23 protein-coding genes are annotated in these 21,506 nt (G+C 63.3%); 14 read left to right on the forward strand and 9 right to left on the reverse strand.

The window, feature by feature from the left end:
- The first annotated feature begins 164 nt into the window (after positions 1–164).
- The 3 genes from J9885_RS14000 (at position 165) to J9885_RS14005 (ending at position 2,085) form a co-directional block, all read left to right on the forward strand.
- A complete protein-coding gene (locus J9885_RS14000) occupies positions 165–1,187 on the forward strand; it encodes a LacI family DNA-binding transcriptional regulator (protein ID WP_134696821.1) in 1,023 nt (340 codons plus the stop codon).
- A 255-nt stretch (positions 1,188–1,442) separates the two neighbouring features.
- Positions 1,443–1,565 (forward strand): hypothetical protein, encoded by a 123-nt coding sequence (locus J9885_RS20095; protein ID WP_081843877.1) that lies wholly within the window; start codon positions 1,443–1,445, stop codon positions 1,563–1,565.
- Between the two features lie 181 nt (positions 1,566–1,746).
- Positions 1,747–2,085 carry a DUF2799 domain-containing protein gene (locus J9885_RS14005; RefSeq protein ID WP_167576870.1) on the forward strand — a complete coding sequence of 113 codons (339 nt, stop codon included), beginning with the start codon at positions 1,747–1,749 and terminating at the stop codon, positions 2,083–2,085.
- Between the two features lie 48 nt (positions 2,086–2,133).
- On the opposite strand, the gene J9885_RS14010 is transcribed toward J9885_RS14005, so the two are convergent.
- Positions 2,134–2,304: a hypothetical protein gene (locus tag J9885_RS14010; protein ID WP_081843875.1), complete on the reverse strand. Its 171-nt coding sequence runs from the start codon at positions 2,302–2,304 to the stop codon at positions 2,134–2,136.
- A 38-nt stretch (positions 2,305–2,342) separates the two neighbouring features.
- Positions 2,343–2,777, reverse strand: a complete 435-nt coding sequence (locus J9885_RS14015; RefSeq protein ID WP_043763586.1) for a flagellar basal body-associated protein FliL — start codon at positions 2,775–2,777, stop codon at positions 2,343–2,345.
- Between the two features lie 145 nt (positions 2,778–2,922).
- On the opposite strand from J9885_RS14015, the gene J9885_RS14020 reads away from it, so the two are divergent.
- Positions 2,923–3,474, forward strand: a complete 552-nt coding sequence (locus tag J9885_RS14020) for a chorismate lyase (RefSeq protein ID WP_210549828.1) — start codon at positions 2,923–2,925, stop codon at positions 3,472–3,474.
- Positions 3,471–4,340 carry a 4-hydroxybenzoate octaprenyltransferase gene (gene ubiA, locus J9885_RS14025; RefSeq protein WP_210549829.1) on the forward strand — a complete coding sequence of 290 codons (870 nt, stop codon included), beginning with the start codon at positions 3,471–3,473 and terminating at the stop codon, positions 4,338–4,340. Before J9885_RS14020 ends, ubiA begins: the two co-directional genes overlap by 4 nt.
- 57 nt (positions 4,341–4,397) lie before the next feature.
- On the opposite strand, the gene plsB is transcribed toward ubiA, so the two are convergent.
- Positions 4,398–6,821, reverse strand: a complete 2,424-nt coding sequence (gene plsB, locus J9885_RS14030) for a glycerol-3-phosphate 1-O-acyltransferase PlsB (RefSeq protein ID WP_210549830.1) — start codon at positions 6,819–6,821, stop codon at positions 4,398–4,400.
- 201 nt (positions 6,822–7,022) lie between these two features.
- On the opposite strand from plsB, the gene lexA reads away from it, so the two are divergent.
- The 4 genes from lexA (at position 7,023) to J9885_RS14050 (ending at position 10,526) form a co-directional block, all read left to right on the forward strand.
- The gene (lexA, locus tag J9885_RS14035; RefSeq protein ID WP_210549831.1) at positions 7,023–7,649 is read left to right on the forward strand and encodes a transcriptional repressor LexA; all 627 of its coding nucleotides are present in this window, start codon (positions 7,023–7,025) and stop codon (positions 7,647–7,649) included.
- A 378-nt stretch (positions 7,650–8,027) separates the two neighbouring features.
- Entirely contained in the window at positions 8,028–8,318 is a 291-nt protein-coding gene (locus J9885_RS14040) for a hypothetical protein (RefSeq protein ID WP_210549832.1), read from the forward strand.
- Positions 8,319–8,506: 188 nt separating this feature from the next.
- Complete coding sequence (locus J9885_RS14045) at positions 8,507–9,133, forward strand: SCO family protein (protein WP_210549833.1); 627 nt, start codon at positions 8,507–8,509, stop codon at positions 9,131–9,133.
- A gap of 22 nt (positions 9,134–9,155) precedes the next feature.
- The gene (locus J9885_RS14050; protein WP_210549834.1) at positions 9,156–10,526 is read left to right on the forward strand and encodes an MATE family efflux transporter; all 1,371 of its coding nucleotides are present in this window, start codon (positions 9,156–9,158) and stop codon (positions 10,524–10,526) included.
- Between the two features lie 22 nt (positions 10,527–10,548).
- On the opposite strand, the gene trmL is transcribed toward J9885_RS14050, so the two are convergent.
- The 3 genes from trmL to J9885_RS14065 all read right to left on the reverse strand — a co-directional run bounded on the left by trmL (position 10,549) and on the right by J9885_RS14065 (position 13,129).
- Positions 10,549–11,013 (reverse strand): tRNA (uridine(34)/cytosine(34)/5-carboxymethylaminomethyluridine(34)-2'-O)-methyltransferase TrmL, encoded by a 465-nt coding sequence (gene trmL, locus J9885_RS14055; protein WP_043763565.1) that lies wholly within the window; start codon positions 11,011–11,013, stop codon positions 10,549–10,551.
- 71 nt (positions 11,014–11,084) lie between these two features.
- Positions 11,085–12,440, reverse strand: coding sequence for an ATP-binding protein (locus J9885_RS14060; RefSeq protein WP_043763563.1), 1,356 nt, complete (start codon positions 12,438–12,440; stop codon positions 11,085–11,087).
- Entirely contained in the window at positions 12,437–13,129 is a 693-nt protein-coding gene (locus tag J9885_RS14065; protein WP_043763561.1) for a response regulator, read from the reverse strand. Before J9885_RS14065 ends, J9885_RS14060 begins: the two co-directional genes overlap by 4 nt.
- Before the next feature lie 87 nt (positions 13,130–13,216).
- Between J9885_RS14065 and J9885_RS14070 the strand changes: the two genes are divergently transcribed.
- From J9885_RS14070 to J9885_RS14085, 4 genes are all read left to right on the forward strand, one after another.
- Entirely contained in the window at positions 13,217–14,128 is a 912-nt protein-coding gene (locus J9885_RS14070; protein ID WP_043763559.1) for a cation diffusion facilitator family transporter, read from the forward strand.
- A gap of 7 nt (positions 14,129–14,135) precedes the next feature.
- Positions 14,136–14,915: a serine O-acetyltransferase gene (gene cysE, locus J9885_RS14075; RefSeq protein WP_210549835.1), complete on the forward strand. Its 780-nt coding sequence runs from the start codon at positions 14,136–14,138 to the stop codon at positions 14,913–14,915.
- A gap of 21 nt (positions 14,916–14,936) precedes the next feature.
- Positions 14,937–16,220: a hypothetical protein gene (locus tag J9885_RS14080; protein WP_210549836.1), complete on the forward strand. Its 1,284-nt coding sequence runs from the start codon at positions 14,937–14,939 to the stop codon at positions 16,218–16,220.
- Between the two features lie 210 nt (positions 16,221–16,430).
- On the forward strand, positions 16,431–16,640 hold the full coding sequence (locus J9885_RS14085; protein ID WP_010672454.1) for a cell division protein ZapB: 210 nt from the start codon (positions 16,431–16,433) through the stop codon (positions 16,638–16,640).
- A 72-nt stretch (positions 16,641–16,712) separates the two neighbouring features.
- On the opposite strand, the gene elbB is transcribed toward J9885_RS14085, so the two are convergent.
- Positions 16,713–17,363: an isoprenoid biosynthesis glyoxalase ElbB gene (elbB, locus tag J9885_RS14090; RefSeq protein ID WP_210549837.1), complete on the reverse strand. Its 651-nt coding sequence runs from the start codon at positions 17,361–17,363 to the stop codon at positions 16,713–16,715.
- Positions 17,364–17,763: 400 nt separating this feature from the next.
- Here elbB and polA point away from each other — a divergent pair, with 400 nt between their 5' ends.
- The gene (polA, locus tag J9885_RS14095) at positions 17,764–20,514 is read left to right on the forward strand and encodes a DNA polymerase I (RefSeq protein ID WP_210549838.1); all 2,751 of its coding nucleotides are present in this window, start codon (positions 17,764–17,766) and stop codon (positions 20,512–20,514) included.
- Between the two features lie 89 nt (positions 20,515–20,603).
- On the opposite strand, the gene J9885_RS14100 is transcribed toward polA, so the two are convergent.
- Together J9885_RS14100 and J9885_RS14105 are read right to left on the reverse strand one after the other, a co-directional pair.
- On the reverse strand, positions 20,604–21,143 hold the full coding sequence (locus J9885_RS14100; RefSeq protein ID WP_210549839.1) for a gamma carbonic anhydrase family protein: 540 nt from the start codon (positions 21,141–21,143) through the stop codon (positions 20,604–20,606).
- A gap of 153 nt (positions 21,144–21,296) precedes the next feature.
- Positions 21,297–21,506: hypothetical protein (locus J9885_RS14105; protein WP_210549840.1), on the reverse strand; the 210-nt coding region annotated here is incomplete at its 5' end.

Consider the following 21,506-nt stretch of genomic DNA (forward strand, 5'->3'; position numbering starts at 1 on the left):
AGATAGCGCTAACATCGTTCTGTGATAGCGCTAACATTTGTGCCGCGCACGGGGTCCGTCTTGCCCCTTCTCGCTGCCGAAGGCGGTAAAATGCGGTTGGAGCAAATAGTCAGTATCCCGCTTTTGCCTTAAAGTGAATGCCCGTATGCCGAGGAAGGGAAAGGATGTCAGAAGCGAAGAAGCGCCGTAGCACGGGTCGGGTGACCCTCAACGATGTGGCCCAGCTGGCGGGCGTGGGGGCCATGACGGTGTCGCGAGCCCTGCGTACCCCGGAGCTGGTGTCCGACAAGATGCGCGAGCGCATCGAGGCGGCAGTGGATGAACTCGGCTATATCCCGAACCGGGCGGCGGGGGCACTGGCCTCCGCCACCTCCCAGACCATAGTCGTCATCGTCCCCAGCCTGGCGGAGCGCGCCTGTGGCGACATGATCGCCGGTTTGCAGCAGACCCTGCTCGCCGAGGGCTACCAGATCATGCTGGGGGATGCCCAGCACCTGAAGCAGCAGGAGGAGAGCCTGCTCAGTAACTTCCTGCAGCACAATCCGGCAGCCGTGGTGCTGTTTGGCGGCGATCCCGGCGAGACCATCCGGCAGCGCCTGCGGGCCGCCCGCCTGCCGGTGGTGGAGGTGGGGGCCATGGCCCGTAGCCCCATCGACATGAACGTCGGGGTCTCCAACTTCGATGCCGGTTATCAGCTGACCCGCCACCTCATCGAGCGCGGCTACCGCAACATTGGTTTCCTCTGCGCCCGCCAGGAGCAGTGGATGCTGCAGCAGCGCATGCAGGGCTGGCAGAAGGCACTGCTCGACAACTACCTCTCCCCCGACGCCATCATCAACACGTCCGAGCTGCCGAGTTTCAGCACGGGGGCGGCCATGCTGGGGGAGTTCCTGCTGCGCTGGCCCGAGCTGGATGCCCTGGTCTGCGTCAACGACGAGCTGGCCGCTGGCGTGTTGTTCGAGTGCCAGCGCCGCCACCTGAGTGTGCCGGGCAAACTCGCCATCGCCGGTTTCGACGATCTGGATGTGGCGCGCGCCTGCTACCCGGCGCTCACTTCGGTCAGGATCCCCTATCACCAGATGGGCCGGGAGGCGGCGGAGCTGATCCTGCGTCAGCTGGCGGGGGAAGCGGTGGCGGGCATGACCCTGGCCCTGGATTTTCAACTGCAACGGCGTCAAAGCACCTGACGGGCGATGGCACAACTGCGAGAGGCAGGCAGGTTCAAGACACTCTTACTGGAAAGCCAAGATGGCAAGACAGTACCGACCCTGGTCCAGCTGGCGCGGGATCTGCCGGCTGGCTTCTTCACCCGGGCTGCGACCGGGATCGGGCTGAGACAGGTGGCTGGCCGGACCTTAATTAATCGCCGACTAGAGCCACTGGCGGGCCCCATTTTTCTGGATAGACTTTGAAGGCCGGTGCACTATCCAAGGAGAATGAGCATGGGTAAGCAGACACCGGATTTCGAGCTCGACGACGAATGGGAGCCGGAATCCTGGGAAGACGAGCTGGAGGAGTTCGACGACGAGAGCTGGCTGGACGATGACCCTCTCGACGATCAATGACTCCCTGTAACGCCTGCGGGCGGGCCCTGTGCCCGCCCGATTTATTTGGCGGCCGGGGACGTCGCCCTTGGTGGGAAGGCATCGGGCTGGTTAGAATGAATCTCTCAAATGGCGCTGTACTTGGCGGTGACCCGTCGGGCCGGCGGCTGGATACACACGCAAACGACGATCAAGGATGATTATGCGCTCACTCGTCATCATGTTCTGTGTTGCCCTGCTCGGGGGCTGCGTTTCCAACTCGGACGATCCCTGCGAGAAGGTGTGGAGTGACGTCGGCGAGGCCGACGGCAAGCTCGGTTTTGCCGGCGACAGGGTGGCATTCCATCAGACCCAGTGCGCTGACAAGGTGGACGTCGCTCTGTGGGAACAGGGGCGGCAGAAGGGACTGGCCTGGTATTGCCGGCCCGAGCACCTCTATCTGGCCGGGCGGTCGGGAGAGGAATATCGAGGCGTCTGCCCCAACGACGTCCAGGCCCGTCGCCTGGTCGAACAGGGCCGCCACGGCTGGACCGATCAATAGGGCTCGGCCCGCCCTGCCTTTCCCCTCAGCTCCTGCAGAAACGGGGGCCTACTCCTCCTTGTTTTTCAGCCGCAGCGGCTGACACAGGTAGTCCTTGTCGTTGGCGCTGCGGGCACACTTGCCGCACACAAACTTGGGCTTGCGCAAGATTTTGCGCAGCGCCTTGAGATCGGCCGGGATCTCGTGGCGGCGCCATTCACACAGCGTCTTGTGACCCATGACGATACGTCCTCGACAGTGAATGTAAGGGGAGTGAGTTACTGGTACAGGTACTTGGTGAAGATGAGCTCGCGTACGGCCTTCTTGCCGGTCTCCTTGACCAGCAGTTCGTTGACTCTGGCCTCACACTCCTTGCGCAGCTCTTCCCGGCTCACCAGGGACTTGATCTGGGCGCCCGTCTTGCTGCCAATCAGGCGGATGATGGCGTCGCGGATCAGGGGGTCGTGCTGTTCCAACAGCGCGAGATCGGCGGCGTTCTCGGCCATCAGCTCCACCGTCACCCGCACGTAGCCCAGGGTTTTGCCATCGCCCAGGTAGTTGGTGATGATGTCCGGATCCAGCGCATGATAAGCAAAGCCCGGCTGGACGGCGGAGGAGGCAGCGTCGGTGGCCGCCTCTTCGTTGGCGAAGGCCTGCGTTTGCAGCAGGGTACAACCCAGGGATAACACCAGCAGAATTCTGAAGATCTTCATCTAGATGGCTCGGCAGCGATGGATGCCCCATTTTTGATGCTGTCATCGGGGCCGTCAAGCACGGATGTTCTTACAATTCGCCATTGATTTACGGATAATAAACCGGATTTTAACCTGACAACGGAAATCTCCGGATGGTGAAGCTGTGAAGTCCGAGTTGACTGTTCCCCTCATCCAGCTCGTCCCATGGCGGGCTCCCGCAGAGTGCGAACTCCCCGAGGCCTTGCGCCCCTGGTTGCTGGAGACCGATTCCATGACCCGGCGCCTGCGCCGTTACAATCGCCACCTCTCGGTGCAACTGCTCGGCAATCGCAGCGTGTCGCTGGCAGAGGACGAGCAGGCGCTGGTGGCGGTGCATGATCCCGTTGGGATGTGCCGCGAGGTCATTCTGCACGGGGACGGCGGGCCCGCCATCCTGGGCTGGACCCTGTTTGCCGAGGAGGTACTGCTTGGCGGCGGCCTGCAGGATCTGGGGGAGCAACCGCTGGGGGAGCGCATTTTCGGTGATCTGCCCGCGCGGCGCGATCACCTGCAACTGGCCTGCTTCGAGATCGCGAGCAATCCCTGGTGCCCGGCCGGCACTGTCTGGGGGCGCCGTTCCCGCCTCTATCTGGGGCAGTGGCCCTTGCTTGTCCACGAACTCTTCCTGCCCTCGCTATCGCCCAACGGGTTGCCATCGAATAAGGAGCTGGTGTGAAGCTGTTAACCAAGGAGCGGGGACTGGCCTATGCGCAGTTGGCCCGCATCGACAAGCCCATCGGCACGCTGCTGCTGCTGTGGCCGACCCTGTGGGCACTCTGTCTGGCCGCCGGCGGCCTGCCGGATCCCTGGATCCTGACCGTGTTCGTGATCGGCGTCTTCCTGATGCGCTCGGCGGGCTGCGTCATCAATGACTATGCGGATCGCAACTTCGACGGCCACGTGAAACGCACCGCCGGGCGACCGCTGCCCATGGGCCGGGTCGCCGAGCGCGAGGTACTGATCCTGTTCGCCGTGCTGGCGCTCATCTCATTCGCCCTGGTGCTGACCCTGAACCCGCTCACCATCGGCCTGTCGTTTGCCGGCCTGCTGCTGGCGGTCTGCTACCCCTTCATGAAGCGCTTCATCCCGATCCCGCAGCTGGTGCTCGGGATGGCGTTCTCCTGGTCCATTCCCATGGCCTATGCGGCCCAGGCCAATGCCCTGCCGCCTGTGGCCTGGTTGCTGTTTCTTGCGAACCTGCTGTGGACCATCGCCTACGACACCGAGTACGCCATGGTGGACAGGGACGACGACCTCAAGCTCGGCCTCAAGTCGAGCGCCATCCTGTTCGGCCGTCACGACAAGCGAATCATCGGGGTGTTGCAGCTCGCGACCCTGCTGATCCTGCTGCTGGTGGGCCAGCTGATGGGGCTGGGTTCAGGCTACTACTGGGGTCTGCTGGGAGCGGCCGCCCTGTTCGTCTATCAGCAGCGCCTGATCCGGGAGCGACAGCGGGAAGCCTGCTTCCAGGCCTTCCTCAACAACAACTACGTGGGGGCTCTGGTGCTGCTCGGGGTGATCGTTCACTACCTGCAGGGTTAGCCCCGACGAGATGAAAAAGGCCGCATGATGCGGCCTTTTTCATGGGTGCGTACCGGCTCAGGTCCGGTTGCCCGCCTGTATGGTGCGGCGGATCTTGGTGCTGAGCAGCGGCACTATGTTGTCGGCCAATGCCTGGAAGCGGCCCAGATCCGGCTTGCAGCCCGGGTCCAGATAGCCTTCGCTGCGCAGGGTGTGGATCAGGGTGCTGAAAAGTTTCGGGTCGAAGAACTCGGGGGCATTGATGCCGTGCAGGGTGCCGAGGCGTTCCGCCATCATCAGGCCGTCCGCCTCCAGCTGCTCCGCCTCGATGTGGGGCTGGGCCAGCATGCGGGTCAGCACGATGGCGTAGCGCTGCAGGGTCTCCTGGATGCTCTCGGCCAGCAGCAGCAGACGCATCTGGTTGCCCGGGTTGACCCAGAAGCCGCCGTCGCGGGCCTCGATGAGTTGCTGGCGCTGCAGCTCGGCCAGCAGGGCATCGACCAGCTCCGGCAGCTCGTCTTCCTGGTAGCGCAGGAAGAGCTCGGTCTTGAGCAGCGGGTAGATGTCGACGCAGCGGGCGACGATTTCGTTGCGGGAGATCCCCTCGCACCGCTCGATCAGCGCCGCCACCAGGGAGGGCATGGCGAACAGGTGGAGGATGTTGTTGCGGTAGTAGGTCAGCAGGATCGCCTGGTAGCGGTCCAGGCTGATGATCTGGCCCAGCTTGTCCTCGCTCACCTCGAACTTGTTGAGTTCCATCGCCTGATCCAGCAGGGTCTTGGCATCCTCATCCGGCATGGTGCTCTGCGGGCTGTAGGGCACCTGCTTGAGCAGATCCAGATAGGTGTTGAGCTGGGCCTGGAGTTCGTCGCGGGTCAGGGCGTGGCGCTCGGCGGCCAGCAGCGCCAGGGCGCTCAGGGTCAGGCCGTTGACGGCGGCGGCATCGTTGATGCGGGTCATCATCAGCTCGGCCAGCTGGTTGACGGTGGGCGCCATCCACTCGGGGCGCTCCTCCTTGCCGATATGGGCCTTCCACTCCGGCACCCGCTCGTTGAGGTAGCCGTTGATGGTCAGGGGCTCGCCGAAGTTGACGAAGCCCCGGCCGTAGTTGCGCAGCTTGCGCAGGATGCCGAGCACCTGCAGGAAGCTCTCCTTCTCCTTGCGGCTGCCCTTGAGTTCGTTGTGGTAGGTGTTCACCTCCATCACGTGCTCGTAGCCGAGGTAGACGGGGACCAGGGTCACCGGGCGGTCGAGCCCGCGCATCATGGCCTGCAGCGTCATGGCCAGCATGCCGGTCTTGGGGGGCAGCAGGCGGCCGGTGCGCGAGCGGCCGCCCTCGGTGAAGAACTCCACCGAGTAGCCCTTGGCGAACAGCAGGTTAAGGTATTCACGGAACACCGTGCTGTAGAGCGGGTTGCCCTTGAAGGTACGGCGGATGAAGAAGGCACCGCCGTGGCGGAAGATGGGCCCCGCCGGCCAGAAGTTGAGGTTGATGCCGGCCGCGATGTGGGGCGGCACCATGCCCTGGTGGTAGATGACGTAGGAGAGCAGCAGGTAGTCCATGTGGCTGCGATGGCAGGGCACGTAGACGATCTCGTGCCCCTCCTGGGCCAGCTGGCGCACCTGCTCGGCACCGTTGACCGACAGGCCGCGGTAGAGCTTGTTCCAGAGCCAGCCGAGGAAGCTCTCGCCGAGGCGGATCAGCCGGTAGGAGAAGTTGGAGGCGATCTCGTCCATGTAGCCGTGGGCGCGCTTCTGCGCCTTCTCCAGGCTGATCCCCTCCCGTCTGGCTTCTTCCTCGATGGCCTGCTGGATCACGCCGGAGTCCAGCAACTGCTTGAACAGCAGGTTGCGGTTCGGCAGCTTGGGCCCGGTGGCGGCCAGCTGCTGGCGGCTGAAGTGGGTGCGGGCGACCCGGGCCAGCTTGTGGGCGATGGCCTCGTCGGTGCCGTGCTTGTCCGCCATGTAGCGCAGGGAGAGGGGCGGGGAGAAGCGCACCAGGTTCTCGCGCCCCTTGAGGATCACGATAAGCGCCTTCTTCAGGCGGTTCGGCGCCAGGCTGCTGATGATGTTCCAGCCGGAGGCCTCTTCGCCCTCGCGGCCCGGGGCTCGGCCCCAGAACAGGGTGACGGGCACCACCTGGATATCCAGCGCCGGATCCTGCTTGTGCAAGTCCAGCAGCTGGTGGAACTCCTGCAGGAAGGGCAGCGGCTTGGTGCGCTTGCCAAACAGGGGAGGCGGACGATCCAGGCAGACATAGCGCGGCAGCAGCTGACCGTTCAGCTCCAGCGGTGTGAAGGGGCCGGGCAGGCCGAGATCCTCGCAGCACTGCTGCAGGGTCATCAGATCGGTGATCGAGCTGGTCTTCAGGGCATAGACGATGGGTCTGGCCGGATCCAGCTTGAGCTCGGTGATGGGGTTTTCCGGCAGGCTCTTGTGATTGACCAAGCCGCTGACCGGCCATTGCAGGATGGCTCTGGAAATCTTCTGTCCAAGGGACATGTGCGTCTGCTCTCCAAAAAAATGCGGCGTGAGCATAGCAAATCACCGACGGCTTGTCGCCGAGAGGTACGATGAGTCCCGAGACGGGATCGAGGACACCCTTTTGGCTGCAATGGGGGACAAATGTCAGCAACGCCTTGCCTTGGCCACAGCACTGTATATACTGCCAGTGTGCTGTATAAAAAGACAGGTGCCCATGCTATGAAACCCCTTACCCCTCGCCAGGCCGAAGTCCTGGAGCTGATCAAGGCGAACATGAACGAGACCGGCATGCCGCCGACTCGCGCCGAGATCGCCCAGAAGCTTGGATTCAAGTCGGCCAACGCGGCCGAGGAACATCTGAAGGCCCTGGCCAAAAAGGGGGTCATCGAGATCATGCCGGGAACCTCCCGCGGCATCCGCCTGCTGCTCGAAGAGGAGGAGGCTGCGCCAGAAGAGAGCGGCCTGCCGCTGATCGGCAAGGTGGCGGCCGGTGAACCTATCCTGGCCCAGGAGCATATCGAGAGCCACTACCAGGTGGATCCTGCCCTGTTCCATCCGCGGGCAGACTTCCTGCTGCGGGTGCAGGGGATGAGCATGAAGAACATCGGCATCATGGACGGGGATCTGCTGGCGGTTCACAAGACCCAGGAGGTGCGCAACGGCCAGGTGGTGGTGGCGCGGCTCGACGAGGACGTCACCGTCAAGCGCTTCCAGCGCAAGGGCAGCCAGGTGTGGCTGTTGCCGGAGAACGAAGAACTCTCCCCCATCGAGGTGGATCTCGCCAGCCAGCACCTGACCATCGAAGGGTTGGCGGTCGGCGTCATCCGCAACGCCGACTGGATGTAAGCATCCGGCACGGTGAGGGGCCTCCTGCGGGAGGCCCCGTCATTTGGGCGCTCCTCCCCGGACGCCCGCCTGCTCCCCTCTTCGTCGCGCCCGCCGCGATTCCTCGTTGCAAACAGTCCCGCCACGAAGCATGCATTTCGGATATATCCTTTGATAAGGCTCGCACTGTTATGGCCGGGTTTCCCCCATGACGACGCGTGTGCCGCACCGGCCGGTTGGGCGGATGTGCAGGGATGCATCACCGCCGGGACGGTGCGGGAAGAAGGGAGAGTCGTCTGCAATGGCACGACTCGTACAGTCAGTACGCGACGGTGGTTGGCTTGCCTCCCGATGGCAGTAACACTGGTCGGCGTGGCCTGTTGAGCAAGGAGGACAGGTATGGCTTCAAGCTCGCCGTGGGATCCGGTGCCGGTCGCGGCACCCGCATCCTCCATCACCCGATTCATCAAGGGCAGTCGGATGACGTGGTTCTATGCGCTCTGGGTCTACCACAAGGGAGATGGCTGGACCGTCTGGCTTGGGTGTCCCAAGGACAAGATCGTCCGCTTGGTGCGTCTGTTTCGCCGCCACCATGACATAGGCTTGCCGGATGCCCCCTGGACGGCGCCCGTGATCCCGCTGCGTGCGCCCATCAGACGTTCTCAGCCGCTGCGCAGGCTGAAACACTGACCTTTTCCGTTTGCTGCGAGCCCCGCCCAGTGCGGGGCTCTTGTTTTCCTGCCGACAGGGTCTCCGAGTGTTTCTGAATGACTCCATTCGGACGAAAGGCTAGCCATAAGCGGGGCCCGGCGGGTTACAATGGCCCCTCTTCTGGTTCTGCCCTTTGGGCAGCTGATACAGGCAACACATTGTTTCATATGGTTAAACCCCGCTTCTACCTGCTGCTGTTGCTTTTCATCGGCAGCCTCATGGTCGCCTATTACTGGAGCCAGCCCTCCCTGCCGGAGCAGGCCGACTACTATCCGACGGGGCGGGACATCAATCCCTTCGCCCTGACGGACGGGGATGGCCAGCCCTTTACGCCAGCGGAGCTCGCGGGTCACTGGACCTTCCTGTTCATCGGCTACACCTATTGCCCGGACGTCTGTCCGACTACGCTGGCGGATCTGCGGGCCGTCTATCCGAGCCTGAAGACGATCGCGTCCAACAGCCAGGTGGTGTTCATCTCGGCGGATCCCCAGCGGGACGACAGCGCCCGCCTCAAGAGCTATACCGCCTTCTTCGAGCCGGAGTTCAAGGCGGCGACCGGGCCCCACAGCGCCCTCTTCCCCCTGGTGCGCAATCTGGGCCTCGTCTATTCCATCGTGGAGAGCGATCGCAAGGATTATCTGATAGACCACTCTGCCTCGATCGTGTTGATCAACCCGGCGGGCAAGCTGGCGGCCATGTTCCGTCCCAGGGTGGCGCCGGGCGAAGTGCCTCACGTGGACATGCAGACCATGGTCTCCGACTTTGCGCGCATCGTGCGGCTGACCGGCGAGTGATCCCGCTCTCTTTGTATCACCCATGCTGATGGCGCCCTGGTTGAGGGATGCCGGCCGCCACCGGGCCGTCTTTGCCCTGGCCCTGCCCATGGTGTTCTCCAATATCACCACCCCCTTGCTGGGGCTGGTGGACACCTGGGTGATCGGTCATCTCGGCGAGGCCTGGTTCCTCGGCGGCGTCTCGGTCGGTGCGACCCTCATCAACCTGCTGTTCTGGCTACTCGGTTTCCTGCGCATGTCCACCACAGGGTTGACGGCTCAGGCCCAGGGGGCGGCCAGCGCAGAAGGCCAGCTCGACACCCTGGCGCGAGCGCTGGGGCTGGCGATCGCCCTCGGGGTGGTGATCCTGCTGCTGGTGCTGCCTTTCCTCCCCGCCATCATCGCCCTCGGCGGCGGCTCCGCCGAGGTGCAGGCCTATGCCGGCCAGTATGTGTCGGTGCGGATCTGGAGCGCGCCGGCGGCGCTGTGCAACCTGGTGATCATGGGGTGGTTGCTGGGCATGCAGGATGCACGCAGCCCCATGTGGCTGCTGATCCTGAGCAACCTCGCCAACATGGTGCTGGACGCCGGTTTTGTGCTGGGGTTGGGGTGGCAGGTGAAGGGGGTCGCGGCCGCCTCCGTGCTGGCCGACTACAGTGCGCTGGCGGTGGGGCTCTGGCTGGTAAGCCGCCACCTGCGACGCCTCTCGCCGGCGGTATGGCAAAACGCTTGGTCGCGCTGGCGGCAATGGCCCGCGCTGGTGCGCCTGCTCGCCCTTAACCGGGACATCTTCATCCGCTCTCTCTGTCTGCAGCTCTGCTTCGCCTTCATGACCCTGCAGGGGGCCAGGCTGGGGGATGTGGCCGTGGCGGCCAATGCGGTGCTGCTCAACTTCCTGATGCTGATCTCCTACGGGCTGGACGGCTTCGCCTATGCGGTGGAGGCCATGGTAGGGCGCGCCATCGGGCGGCGTGACCGGCAGGGGCTGCGGGAGGCCATCGTCCTCAACTTGGGCTGGGCCCTGCTGATCGCCCTGGCGTTCACCCTGGCGTTTGCCCTGGGAGGAGGCGTGCTTATCGCCCATATCACCGACATTCCGGCGGTGATCGCCGAGGCCAACCGTCAGCTGCCCTGGCTGGTGGCCATGCCGCTGCTGGCCGTCTGGTGTTTCCTGCTGGACGGGGTCTTCATCGGGGCAACCCGGGCCCGTGAGATGCGCAACAGCATGCTGGTGGCGGTGTTTGCCGGTTTCTTCCCGATCTGGTGGTTCTGTCAGAGCTGGGGTGTCACCGCCTTGTGGGCCGCCATGAGCGCCCTGATGGCCGGACGGGGTCTGACGCTCGGCTGGCTCTGCTGGCGGCTGGAGCGTGACGGCCGACTGCTGACGGGGCAGAGGGCCAAGGGGGCGGCCTGATTCGTGATTCTGCCCGGCCGGGTCAGGCAGATCCTGCGTAGTCGAACTGTCGCCAGCTCTCGTAGACAAACACGGCGACCGCGTTGGCCAGATTCATGCTGCGGCTCTGGGGCAGCATGGGGATGCGCAGCCGCTGCTCGAACGGCAGGCTCTCGATGATCTCCGCCGGCAGGCCACGACTCTCCGGTCCGAACAGCAGGGCGTCGCCTTGGGCGAAGCGGACAGCCGAATGGGCGGTGCGTCCCTTGGTGGTGCAGGCAAAGACCCGTTGGGGGGCGACGGCCGCCAGAAATGCCTCGTAGCTCGGCCAGCGTTTCACCTCGGCGAACTCGTGATAGTCGAGCCCTGCCCGTTTCACCCGCTTGTCATCCCACGCGAATCCCAGAGGCTCGATCAGGTGCAGCCGATAGCCGGTGTTGGCACAGAGACGGATGATGTTGCCGGTGTTGGGCGGGATTTCCGGTTGGTAGAGCACGATGTCGAGCATGACGGTATCCTGGGGTGGTGCGAAATGGGCGCCAGCATACCCAGCGCCCGTGTCGATGAAAAGGGGGCGACTCAGGCCATGGGCAGGCGGATGGTGATGACCAGGCCGGTCGGCTGGTTGCTGCTGGCCCGGATGGTGCCGCCATGACGCGCGATCGCCTCGGCGGCGATGGCGAGACCGAGGCCGGTGCCGCCGGTCTTGGCATTGCGGGCATCATCGACCCGGAAAAAGGGCAGGAACAGCCTGGGTTGCTGTTCCACCGGCACACCGGGGCCGTCATCCCGTATGGTCATCACCCACTCCCGACCCTCCCGGTACCACTCCACCTTGATGAACTCGCGGGCATATTTGAGCGCGTTGCGCAGCGGGTTTTCCAGGGCGCGCGCCAGCAGCTCAGGCCACATGGTGAGGGACTCCTCCGGCAGAGGGGGCAGCCTGAGCTGCTTGCCGTTCTGGTTCGCCTCGAACATGGCGTCATCCAGGATGGGCTCCAGCAGCTCCGCCAGCGGCAGGGACACCGGAGCCTCCACATGCTGCTGTACCCGCGACAGATCCAGCAGGTCCCCGATCAGCTTGTCGAGCCGGGCGATCTCCCCTTCAATGCGTGCCAGCTCGGCGCTGTCCCCCTGCTTGCGGCGGATCAGCGCCTGGGCCAGCTGGATGCGGGTGAGGGGGCTGCGCAGCTCGTGGGAGATGTCGGAGAGCAGCTGTTTCTGCTTCTGGATCATGTCCTTGAGAGTATCGACCATGTGGCTGACATGCTCCGCCAGCTGGCCGATCTCGTCCTTGCGACCGAGGTTGGGGATCTGCATCTCCAGGTTGCCCTGAGCCAGCCGGGAGACAGACCGTTGCAGCTCCAGGATGGGGCGGGTCAGGCGCCAGGCCAGCAACAGGCAGAGCGGAGTGCTGACCAGCATGGCGATGCCGAGGATCTGGATGGGGTGATCCAGGATCTGGATGAACAGGAACAGGTAGGAATTCTCGACGTTGAGGCCGAAGTAGACGTGATAAACCTGGCCGTGGTGGGTCATCTGGAAGGGGCCGGCGATGGCGCGCTGGTGCTCGCTGCCGAGCATGGGCTTGGCCGGGTTGTCCGAGTCGAGCATGAAGCGGATCACGAACTTGCTGAGCTGGGTGCTGGCCTGCATCTGCCCCTTGGCGTCACGCAGATAGATGTTGTCCACCGGCAGGAGGCCGGCCGCATCGATGGCCTTGGCTAGATCGAAATCCTGGTCGGGATCCGCCCCCCGCTGCAGCGCCGCCAGGTTGTTGTTGAGGCGGGTGACCTCGTGGGCTGGGAGCGGAATGATGTTGCGGGGATCCAGGGTGGGCAGTATCACCACGGCCGCCACTACCAGCAGCAGCATGAACCAGAACCAGAGAAAGATCTGGGTGGAGATGCCGTTGAAGGGGCGGGCCATCTTCATGCCTGCTCCAGCCACAGGTAACCCCGGCCGCGTACTGTCTTGAAGCGGGGCTGGCCGTCGGTGCGTTCCGGCAGTTTCTTGCGCAGGTTGCTCAGGTGCATGTCGATGGATCGATCAAAGGGCTCCAGCTTCTTGCCCAGCACCTGTTCGGAGAGCAGGTTCTTGCTGACGATCTGACCCGGATTGCGCAGCAGGCACTCCAGCAGGCCGAACTCGGTGGCGGTCAGCTCCAGCAACTGACCATCGCAGCGGGCCTGCTGCAGGCCGGGTTGCAGCACCAGATCCATGAATCTCAGCTCATCCGGGGTGCCGCGCTGGGGCTGGCTGCCCTGGGTGCGGCGCAGGATGGCACGCACCCGGGCCAGCAGCTCCCTGTCGTCAAACGGCTTGGCCAGGTAGTCGTCGGCACCCGCTTCCAGGCCGTTGACCCGATCCTGGCTGTCGCCACGGGCGGTCAGCATCAGCACCGGGGTGTCGTGGGTCTTGCGCAGCCGGGTCAACATGGCGAAGCCGTTGAGTCTGGGCATCATCACATCCAGCAACACCAGATCGAAAGGCTGCTCGCCCAGTCGCTGCAGCCCCTCTTCCCCGTCCTCTGCCACGGTCACCTGGAAGCCTTCCAGGGTCAGGATTTCGGTCAGCAACTGGGTCAGTTCGAGATCGTCATCGACCAGGAGTATTTTGTTCATCTGGGAGTCACTCTGTTGATTTCACACGCCAAACAGACGGTCGGGTCAGGGTATAATAAGTTTTTACGCGTCGGAGGAAAGCCGGTTTTGAGCCACCAACAATATTCCCGCTGGGTCACCCTGGCCAGCATGGCGGCGGTCGTCACCGCGACCCTGCTCATCCTGGGCAAGCTGATCGCCTGGCTGATGACGGACTCCTCCAGCCTGCTGGCCTCCCTGACGGACTCCTTCATGGACGTCAGCGCCTCCATCATCAACCTGCTGGCCATCCGCTACGCCATGGCGCCGGCCGACGCGGAGCACAGATTCGGCCACGGCAAGGCGGAGTCCCTGGCGGGGCTGGTCCAGTCGGCCTTCATCTCGGGTTCTGCCCTGCTGCTGATGATGCACGGTATCTCGTCGATGCTGAATCATGTGCCCGTGGTGCGCCTGGAGGCGGGGATCTGGGTCAGCGTCGGCTCCATCGTGCTGACCCTGCTGCTGGTCAGCTTCCAGAGCCTGGTCATCCGCAAGACCAACAGCGTGGCCATCAAGGCGGACATGCTGCACTACCGCTCCGACCTGCTGCTCAACGGCGGCGTGCTGCTGGCACTGGTGCTGGCGGGGCAGGGGTGGTATTGGGCAGACGGCCTCTTTGCCATTCTGATCGGCCTGTTCCTGGTGTGGGGCGCCGTGCATATTGGCTACGAATCGGTGCAGGCCCTGCTCGATCGTCAGTTGCCAGAGGAGGAACAAGCGAGAATAATGGCCCTCTGCTGTGCCGTAGAGGGGGTGCATGGCGTACATGATCTGCGTACCCGCCAATCCGGGCCGACCCGCTTCGTGCAGTTGCATCTGGAACTGGATGACCAACTGCCCCTGGTCAGGGCCCATCAGATAGCCGACGAGGCTGAACTGGCCGTCCGCCAGGCCTTCGAGCGGATGGATGTGATCATTCACATGGACCCCATCTCGGTGCTGACAAAAGAACGACAAAGCACTCACCCTGAACAACAGTAGGCTCAACATGGATGATCTGGTCGCCCACACGTGGCAAAAAATTCAGCAGGAAGCGCAGAGCATGGCGACCCAGGAGCCCATGCTGGCCAGCTTCTTTCACTCCACCATTCTCAATCACCGGGATTTGCGCTCGGCGCTGAGCTTCCAGCTCGCCAACAAGCTCGACAGCACCACCATGCCGGCCATCGCCCTGCGCGAAGTGATCGAGCTGGCCCTGCGCAGCGAGCCCGAGCTGCTGGCGGCGGTGGCCGCCGACATCTGCGCCGTGCAGGAGCGCGATCCGGCCGTCGACCTCTTCTCCACGCCCCTGCTCTATCTCAAGGGATTCCATGCCCTGCAAGGTTACCGGGTCGCCAACTGGCTGTGGCGTCAGGGGCGTCGCGCCCTGGCCCTCTATCTGCAAAACCAGATCTCCGTGGTGTTCGGGGTTGACGTGCACCCGGCCGCGCGTATTGGCAAGGGCATCATGTTTGACCACGCCACCGGCATCGTCGTCGGGGAAACCGCGGTCATCGAAAACGACGTTTCCATCCTGCAGAGCGTGACCCTGGGGGGGACAGGCAAGGAGAGCGGTGATCGCCATCCCAAGATCCGGGAAGGGGTGATGATAGGGGCTGGGGCCAAGGTGCTCGGCAACATCGAAGTGGGCGTCGGCGCCAAGATAGGTGCCGGCAGCGTGGTGATCAATCCGGTGCCGCCCCACACTACCGTGGCTGGCGTGCCCGCCAAGATCGTGGGTCGTCCCGAGTGCGACAAACCCTCCCTGGACATGGATCAGTGTCTCTGATCCCCTGACCGAGGCCGTTGTATGGTCAAGCGCTGGTCAGGCTTTCTGATCCTGGGGATGTGGCTGCTCAACCTGCTCCATCTCTATCTGGGTTTCTCCCCCTGGCCGGCGGCCATCGCCGCCTGGGCCGCCTCCCTGCTCACCTGGCCCTGGCTGGTGGGGGCCGCGAGGCGCCAGGCCCTGGCCCTCTACGGTGCGGCGCTGCTGCTGCTGATCTTCTCCTGGTGGCGGGGGGCTGTCCTCAGCCCGGGGGACTGGTTGCTGCCGAACATCAACATGCTCACCATGTTCGCGGCGGTCAGCACCCTCAACCTCGCCACCTCCGGACTGCTGACGGGGACCACCTCCTGGCAGGGTCGCAAGGGGCTGTGGAGCACCATGGCCAGCCTCAATCTGCTCGGGGCCGTCATCAACCTCTCGGTGCTCTTCATCATCGGTGATCGGCTGGAACGGGGCGGCACCCTGGAGCGGCGCCAGGTCATGGTGCTGAGCCGGATTTTCTGCGCTGCGGCCTTCTGGTCTCCCTTCTTCGTCGCCATGGCGGTGGCGCTCACCTACTCCCCCGGCCTGCAACTGGGCAGCATACTGCCCTTTGGCATCCTGGCCGCCCTGCTTGCCATGGGGCTGACGGCCTGGCAGGTGGAGCGGCTCGGGGTGGCGGATTTCGAGGGTTATCCGCTTCGACCCCAGACCCTGGGGCTGCCGGTGGCTCTGGCGCTGCTGGTCTTGCTGATCCACCAGTTCTGGCCCGGTCTCAGCATCCTGGCGGTGATCGCGCTGGTGGCCCCCCTGCTGGCACTGCTGTTCATGCCACGAGCCGGGCGTGGTGCCGCGCTCAAGCGGCAGGTGGTGGAGCGCTTCCCGGCCATTGGTGGTCAGCTGGTACTGTTCCTTGGGGCTGGCCTGCTGGCGGCGGGCATCAACAGCGCGTTGTCGGTGCTCGACTTTGGCGGCGGGCACGGCCTGCCGCTGTTCATTCACTTCGGCTGGCTGGAGGCCAGCCTGACCCTGCTGCTGATTTTCCTGGTGGCCATCGTCGGCGTGCACCCCCTCATCAGCATCTCGGGGGTGGCCCCCCTGCTGTGGCCCCTGTCACCGGATCCCAGCCTGCTCGGCATGTGCTTCCTGCTGGGGTGGGGGCTGGCCACCGGCACCAGCCCGCTCTCCGGCTCCAACCTGGCCCTGGCATCCCGCTACAACCTGAGCGCCGCGCTCCTGCTGCGCTGGAACCTGCTCTATGGCCTGCTGATGTACGGGGTTGCCTGCCTGCTGATGGGAGGCTTCATCGCCCTGCACGGAGTCTGATCCGCAGGGCTGTGAATATTGCGGGACGTGCCATGGAAAGGGACGCCTGCCACCTGCGAGAAAAACCGACGCATATTTAGGCAATACCGAGCTGGAGGGCGCATTTTGCAACGCGCTGGCTTGTTTGTGCCGCGCGCATCGGGGTATGCTGGCTTCACGCGCTTGAATCGCTCCCTGTGGGGCATCGCAATTGAACATACAGGTATGCATATGTCACTAGAAGTCCTTGAGCAACTCGAATCCAAAGTACAATCCGCCGTCGACAACATCTCCCTGCTGAAGATGGAGCTGGACGAGCTGAAAGAGCAGAACAGCAAGCTGCAAGACGAGAACCATCAGCTGCGCAACGAGCACGTTGCCTGGCAAGAGCGTCTGCGTGCCCTGCTGGGCAAGATGGACCAGATGGGCGATGCCATCTGATCCTGTCGCTGCTGACCGGAATGAAAGCGGGCCGCTCCTTGAGCGGCCCGCTTGTTTTGGACGGACGGAGTATCAGAGCGCGAGCAGCTGCTTGACCGTCTTCTCGATGCCGTCGGCCGCCTCGACGATGTTCTGCGCCAGCATGTAGGCGGGGGTGGAGATCACCTTGCGCTCCTGATCCACCACGAACTCGCTCACCGGACAGTTGAGGTGGCTGCCGCCCATTGCCTCGATGGCGTTGGCGGCGCCTTCGTCATTGCCTATGGTGGCCAGGGTCCCGGCGCCGTAGATGAGCGGGATCATGGCCGGCGCGATGCAGATATAGGCCGCCGGTTTCCTGGCCTTGGCAAAGCTCTGGCAGGCCTTCAGCACATCCGGCTGGATCTGGCAATCGGCACCCTTGACGGCGAAGTCGCACAGGTTCTTGGCGGCGCCGAAGCCCCCGGGCAGCAGCAGGGCGTCGAAGTCGGCCGCATCCAGCTCGGCCACGTCCTTTATCTGGCCGCGGCAGATACGGGCGGCCTCGACCAGCACGTTGCGGCTCTCCCCCGCGCTGACCTCGCCGGTCAGGTGATTGATGACATGAAGCTGAGGGACATTGGGGGCGAAGCATTGAACGGATGCCCCCTGACGGGCCAGTGCCAGCAGGCTGATGACGGCCTCATGGATTTCGGCGCCATCGAACACGCCACAGCCACTCAAGATCACGGCCACTTTTTTCATGGCGGACTCCTCCTTGTTGAAAATGTGAGCCAGGGTCAATTGTTGTACTTTTGTATGGTTATCGTTCGACCTCGGCTGGTCAAGTCATCTTGCTGTGCTAGGATTGTTTCGTTTTGGATCCTGCCTCAGCTACCCCTCTCAATTTTTTTCCACATTGATCGAGATCATGACCTGCCTGTCAAGGTGTGTTTTGTTGGCAGCAACTGCATGTTTTAAAACAAATTTTATATTTTAATCCACAGCTTTGTCAGTGTGGTGCCGTCACGATGCCATTTTTGAGCACAGAGTTATCCACAGGGTGGTCTGCTGGCGATGGCGTGCAGGGGAGAGGGGCTGCCCCTTGGTGTGGTGCGGGCCCTGTGGCATCCTAGCGGCTGTTTATCTCTGGCAGGACGATTTCATGGCCCCTAGCAATCCCCTTATTCTGGTCGACGGCTCTTCATACCTTTACCGCGCCTTCTTTGCCTCTCAGCAGGCCGATCTGCGCACCTCGACCGGTTTGCCGAGCGGCGCCGTCCGTGTCATGGCCAACATGATGCGCAGCCTGCGCAAGCAGTATCCAGACTGCCACGTGGCCGTGGTGTTCGATGCCAAGGGCAAGACCTTCCGCGACGACATCTATCCCGAATACAAGGCCAACCGGGCCAGCATGCCGGATGATCTGCGCAGCCAGGTCGCCCCCATCCACCAGATGATCAAGGCGATGGGCTTCCCCTTCCTGATGGTCGAAGGGGTCGAGGCCGACGACGTGATCGGCACCCTGGCCCGTCAGGCGACCGAGAAACAGCTGCCGGTGCTGATAAGCACGGGCGACAAGGACATGGCGCAGCTGGTCTCCGACCATGTCACCCTGATCGACACCATGAAGGACGTGAAGACCGATCGGGAAGGGGTGATCGAGAAGTTCGGCGTACCGCCCGAGCTCATCATCGACTACCTGGCCCTGATGGGGGACAAGGTGGACAACATCCCCGGCATGACCGGTGTCGGCGAGAAGACGGCCCTTGCCCTGCTGCAGGGGATCGGCAGCATCGACGAGATCGCCGCCAACCTCGACAAGGTCGCTGCCCTTGGTTTCCGGGGCTCCAAGGCGTTTGCCGACAAGTTCCGCGAGCAGGAGGAGCAGGTGCGCCTCTCCTATGTGCTGGCCACCATCAAGACCGACGTGGCGCTGGAGCAGAGCCTGGAAGAGCTGGAGCTCGGCCCCATCGACAAGGAGGCCCTGCTGGCGGTCTATCGCGAGTATGAGCTGCGCAACCTGATCAAAGAGCTGGAGTCCGGTGGCGAGGAGAGCGGCGCCGAGGGAGATGAGGAAGGCACAGCCCCGGCTGCCGCCATCGAAACCGACTACCGCTGCATTCTGGACGAGGCCGAGTTCGACGACTGGCTGGCCCAGCTGCAGGCGGCGCCGTTGTTTGCCTTCGACACCGAGACCACCAGTCTCGACTATATGGAAGCGCGCGTCGTGGGCGTCTCCTTTGCCATCGAACCGGGCAAGGCGGCCTATGTGCCCTTCGGTCACGACTATCTGGGGGCGCCGGTACAGCTGACCGAGGCCGTGGTGCTCGGCAAGCTCAAGCCGCTGCTGGAAGATCCGGCCCGCCTCAAGGTGGGGCAGAACCTCAAGTACGATCGCAACGTGTTGCTCAACCACGGCATCGAGCTGCAGGGCATCGCCTACGACACCATGCTCGAGTCCTATGTGCTCAACTCCACCGCCAGTCGCCACGACATGGATTCGCTGGCTCGCAGATATCTGAACGTCGAGACCATCTCGTTCGAGGATATCGCCGGCAAGGGGGTCAAGCAGCTCACCTTCAACCAGATTGAACTGGAGCAGGCGGCCCCCTACGCGGCGGAAGATGCCGACATCACCCTGCGTCTGCATCAGACGCTGTGGGGCAAGCTCTCTGCCGAGCCGGGTCTCGCCAAGATGTTCAGCGAGATCGAACTGCCGCTGCTGCCGGTGCTGGCGCGGATGGAGCGGCTCGGCACCACCATCGAGCCCAAGCTGCTGCACCAGCAGAGCCAGGAGATCGAAGTGCGTCTGGCTGAGCTGGAGAAACAGGCCCACGAGCTGGCCGGGCAGGAGTTCAACCTCTCCTCGCCCAAGCAGTTGGGGGAGATCCTCTTTACCAAGCTGGGGCTGCCGATCATCAAGAAGACTCCGAAAGGAGCCCCTTCCACCGCGGAAGAGGTGCTGGCCGAGCTGGCGGAGACCTATGAGCTGCCGCGTCTGCTGATGGAGCACCGTGGCCTGGCCAAGCTCAAATCCACCTACACCGACAAGCTGCCGCTGATGATCAAGCCGCAGACCGGGCGGGTGCACACCTCCTATCATCAGGCGGTGGCGGCGACCGGGCGGCTCTCGTCTACCGATCCCAACCTGCAGAACATCCCGGTGCGCAACGAACAGGGGCGTCGCATTCGGCAGGCCTTCATCCCGTGCGCCGGTTACAAGCTGGTGGCCGCGGACTACTCCCAGATCGAGCTGCGGATCATGGCCCACCTCTCCGGTGACCAGGGACTGCTGACCGCTTTCGCCGAGGGCAAGGACATCCACAAGGCGACCGCCGCCGAGGTATTCGGGGTTGAACTTGATGCGGTGACCAGCGACATGCGTCGCAGCGCCAAGGCGATCAACTTCGGCCTCATCTACGGTATGAGCGCCTTCGGTCTGGCCAAGCAGCTGGGGATCGGCCGCGCTGAGGCGCAGAAGTACATGGATCTCTACTTCGAGCGCTACCCGGGCGTGCTGGAGTACATGGAGCGTACTCGCCAGCAGGCGGAAGCCCAGGGCTATGTCGAAACCCTGTTTGGTCGCCGCCTCTATCTGCCGGACATCAAGTCCCGCAACGCCGGTCTGCGCAAGGCGGCCGAACGGGCCGCCATCAACGCCCCCATGCAAGGCACGGCCGCCGACATCATCAAGCGCGCCATGATCAACGTGGACGGCTGGATCCGGGGCATTGAAGACCAGTCGATCCGCATGCTGATGCAGGTGCACGATGAACTGGTGTTCGAGATCCGCGAAGAGAAGCTGGAGGAGTACATCGCGCTCATCAAGGAGAAGATGTCAGCCGCTGCCGAATTGCATGTGCCGCTGGTGGTTGAGGCGGGCACCGGTGACAACTGGGATCAGGCCCACTGATCTCTGGCAGTCGTCATCGACACCTATATAGCTATATAAGACGCGAAGCCCGGCATCATGCCGGGCTTCCTGTTTGTGGCTGATAGGATTCAAGCCTCTTGCAGGTATTCGTCCTTGAGCAGCACATAGTTGTCGGCCGAGGTCTTGAGGAAGGCGATCTCGGCTGGCTTGAGGGGGCGCGCCTGCTTGATGGGATTGCCCATATAAAGAAAGCCGGCCTCGAGCCGTTTGCCCGGTGGTACCAGGCTGCCTGCGCCTATCATCACATCATCTTCGACCACGGCCCCGTCCAGCAGGATGGCACCCATGCCGACCAGCACCCGGTTGCCTATGGTGCAGCCGTGCAGCATCGCCTTGTGGCCGACCGTGACATCCTCGCCGATCAACAGGGGATGGCCGGTTGGATTGCTGGCACTTTTGCGGGTCAGGTGCAGCACGGTGCCGTCCTGAATGTTGCTGCGCGCGCCGATGCGGATGTGGTTGACGTCCCCTCTGGCGGCCACCATGGGCCAGATGCTGGCATCGTCGCCCAGTTCGATGTCGCCCACCAGGGTGGCGCAGGGGTCCACATATACCCGTTTGCCCAGTTGCGGGCGTTTCCCCTTGTAAGGTCTCAGTCGCAAGTCCATCTTGGCCTCCTTGTTTTCGGCCATTCTAGCAACTTGGCACCCGTTTCTGTGGATAAGTTTGTATAAAAGCTGTGCTTGGAGGTGAATAACTAAAAAAGTGTGCTTTTTTGCAATTTTATTGCAGGGGAGGGGTTGCCAGAACGAATTCGCTCCCTATAATGCGCCTCCATCGACACGGCAAGCGGCAACGCAGAAAGCCAAGTCGGTAGCCTCGAAAAGCCTGTAAAAATAAGGCTTGACTCGAGAAGGCGGTTGAGTAGAATGCCACTCCCGCAGCAGCCAAAAGCTGCGTCGCTCTTTAACAATTTGAATCAAGCAATCTGTGTGGGCACTCACAGCATCGAGCATCAAAAACAATTTTTG

Source organism: Aeromonas sp. SrichE-2G, from assembly GCF_017939565.1.
In the GTDB taxonomy this organism is placed as follows: Bacteria; Pseudomonadota; Gammaproteobacteria; order Enterobacterales; family Aeromonadaceae; genus Aeromonas; species Aeromonas taiwanensis.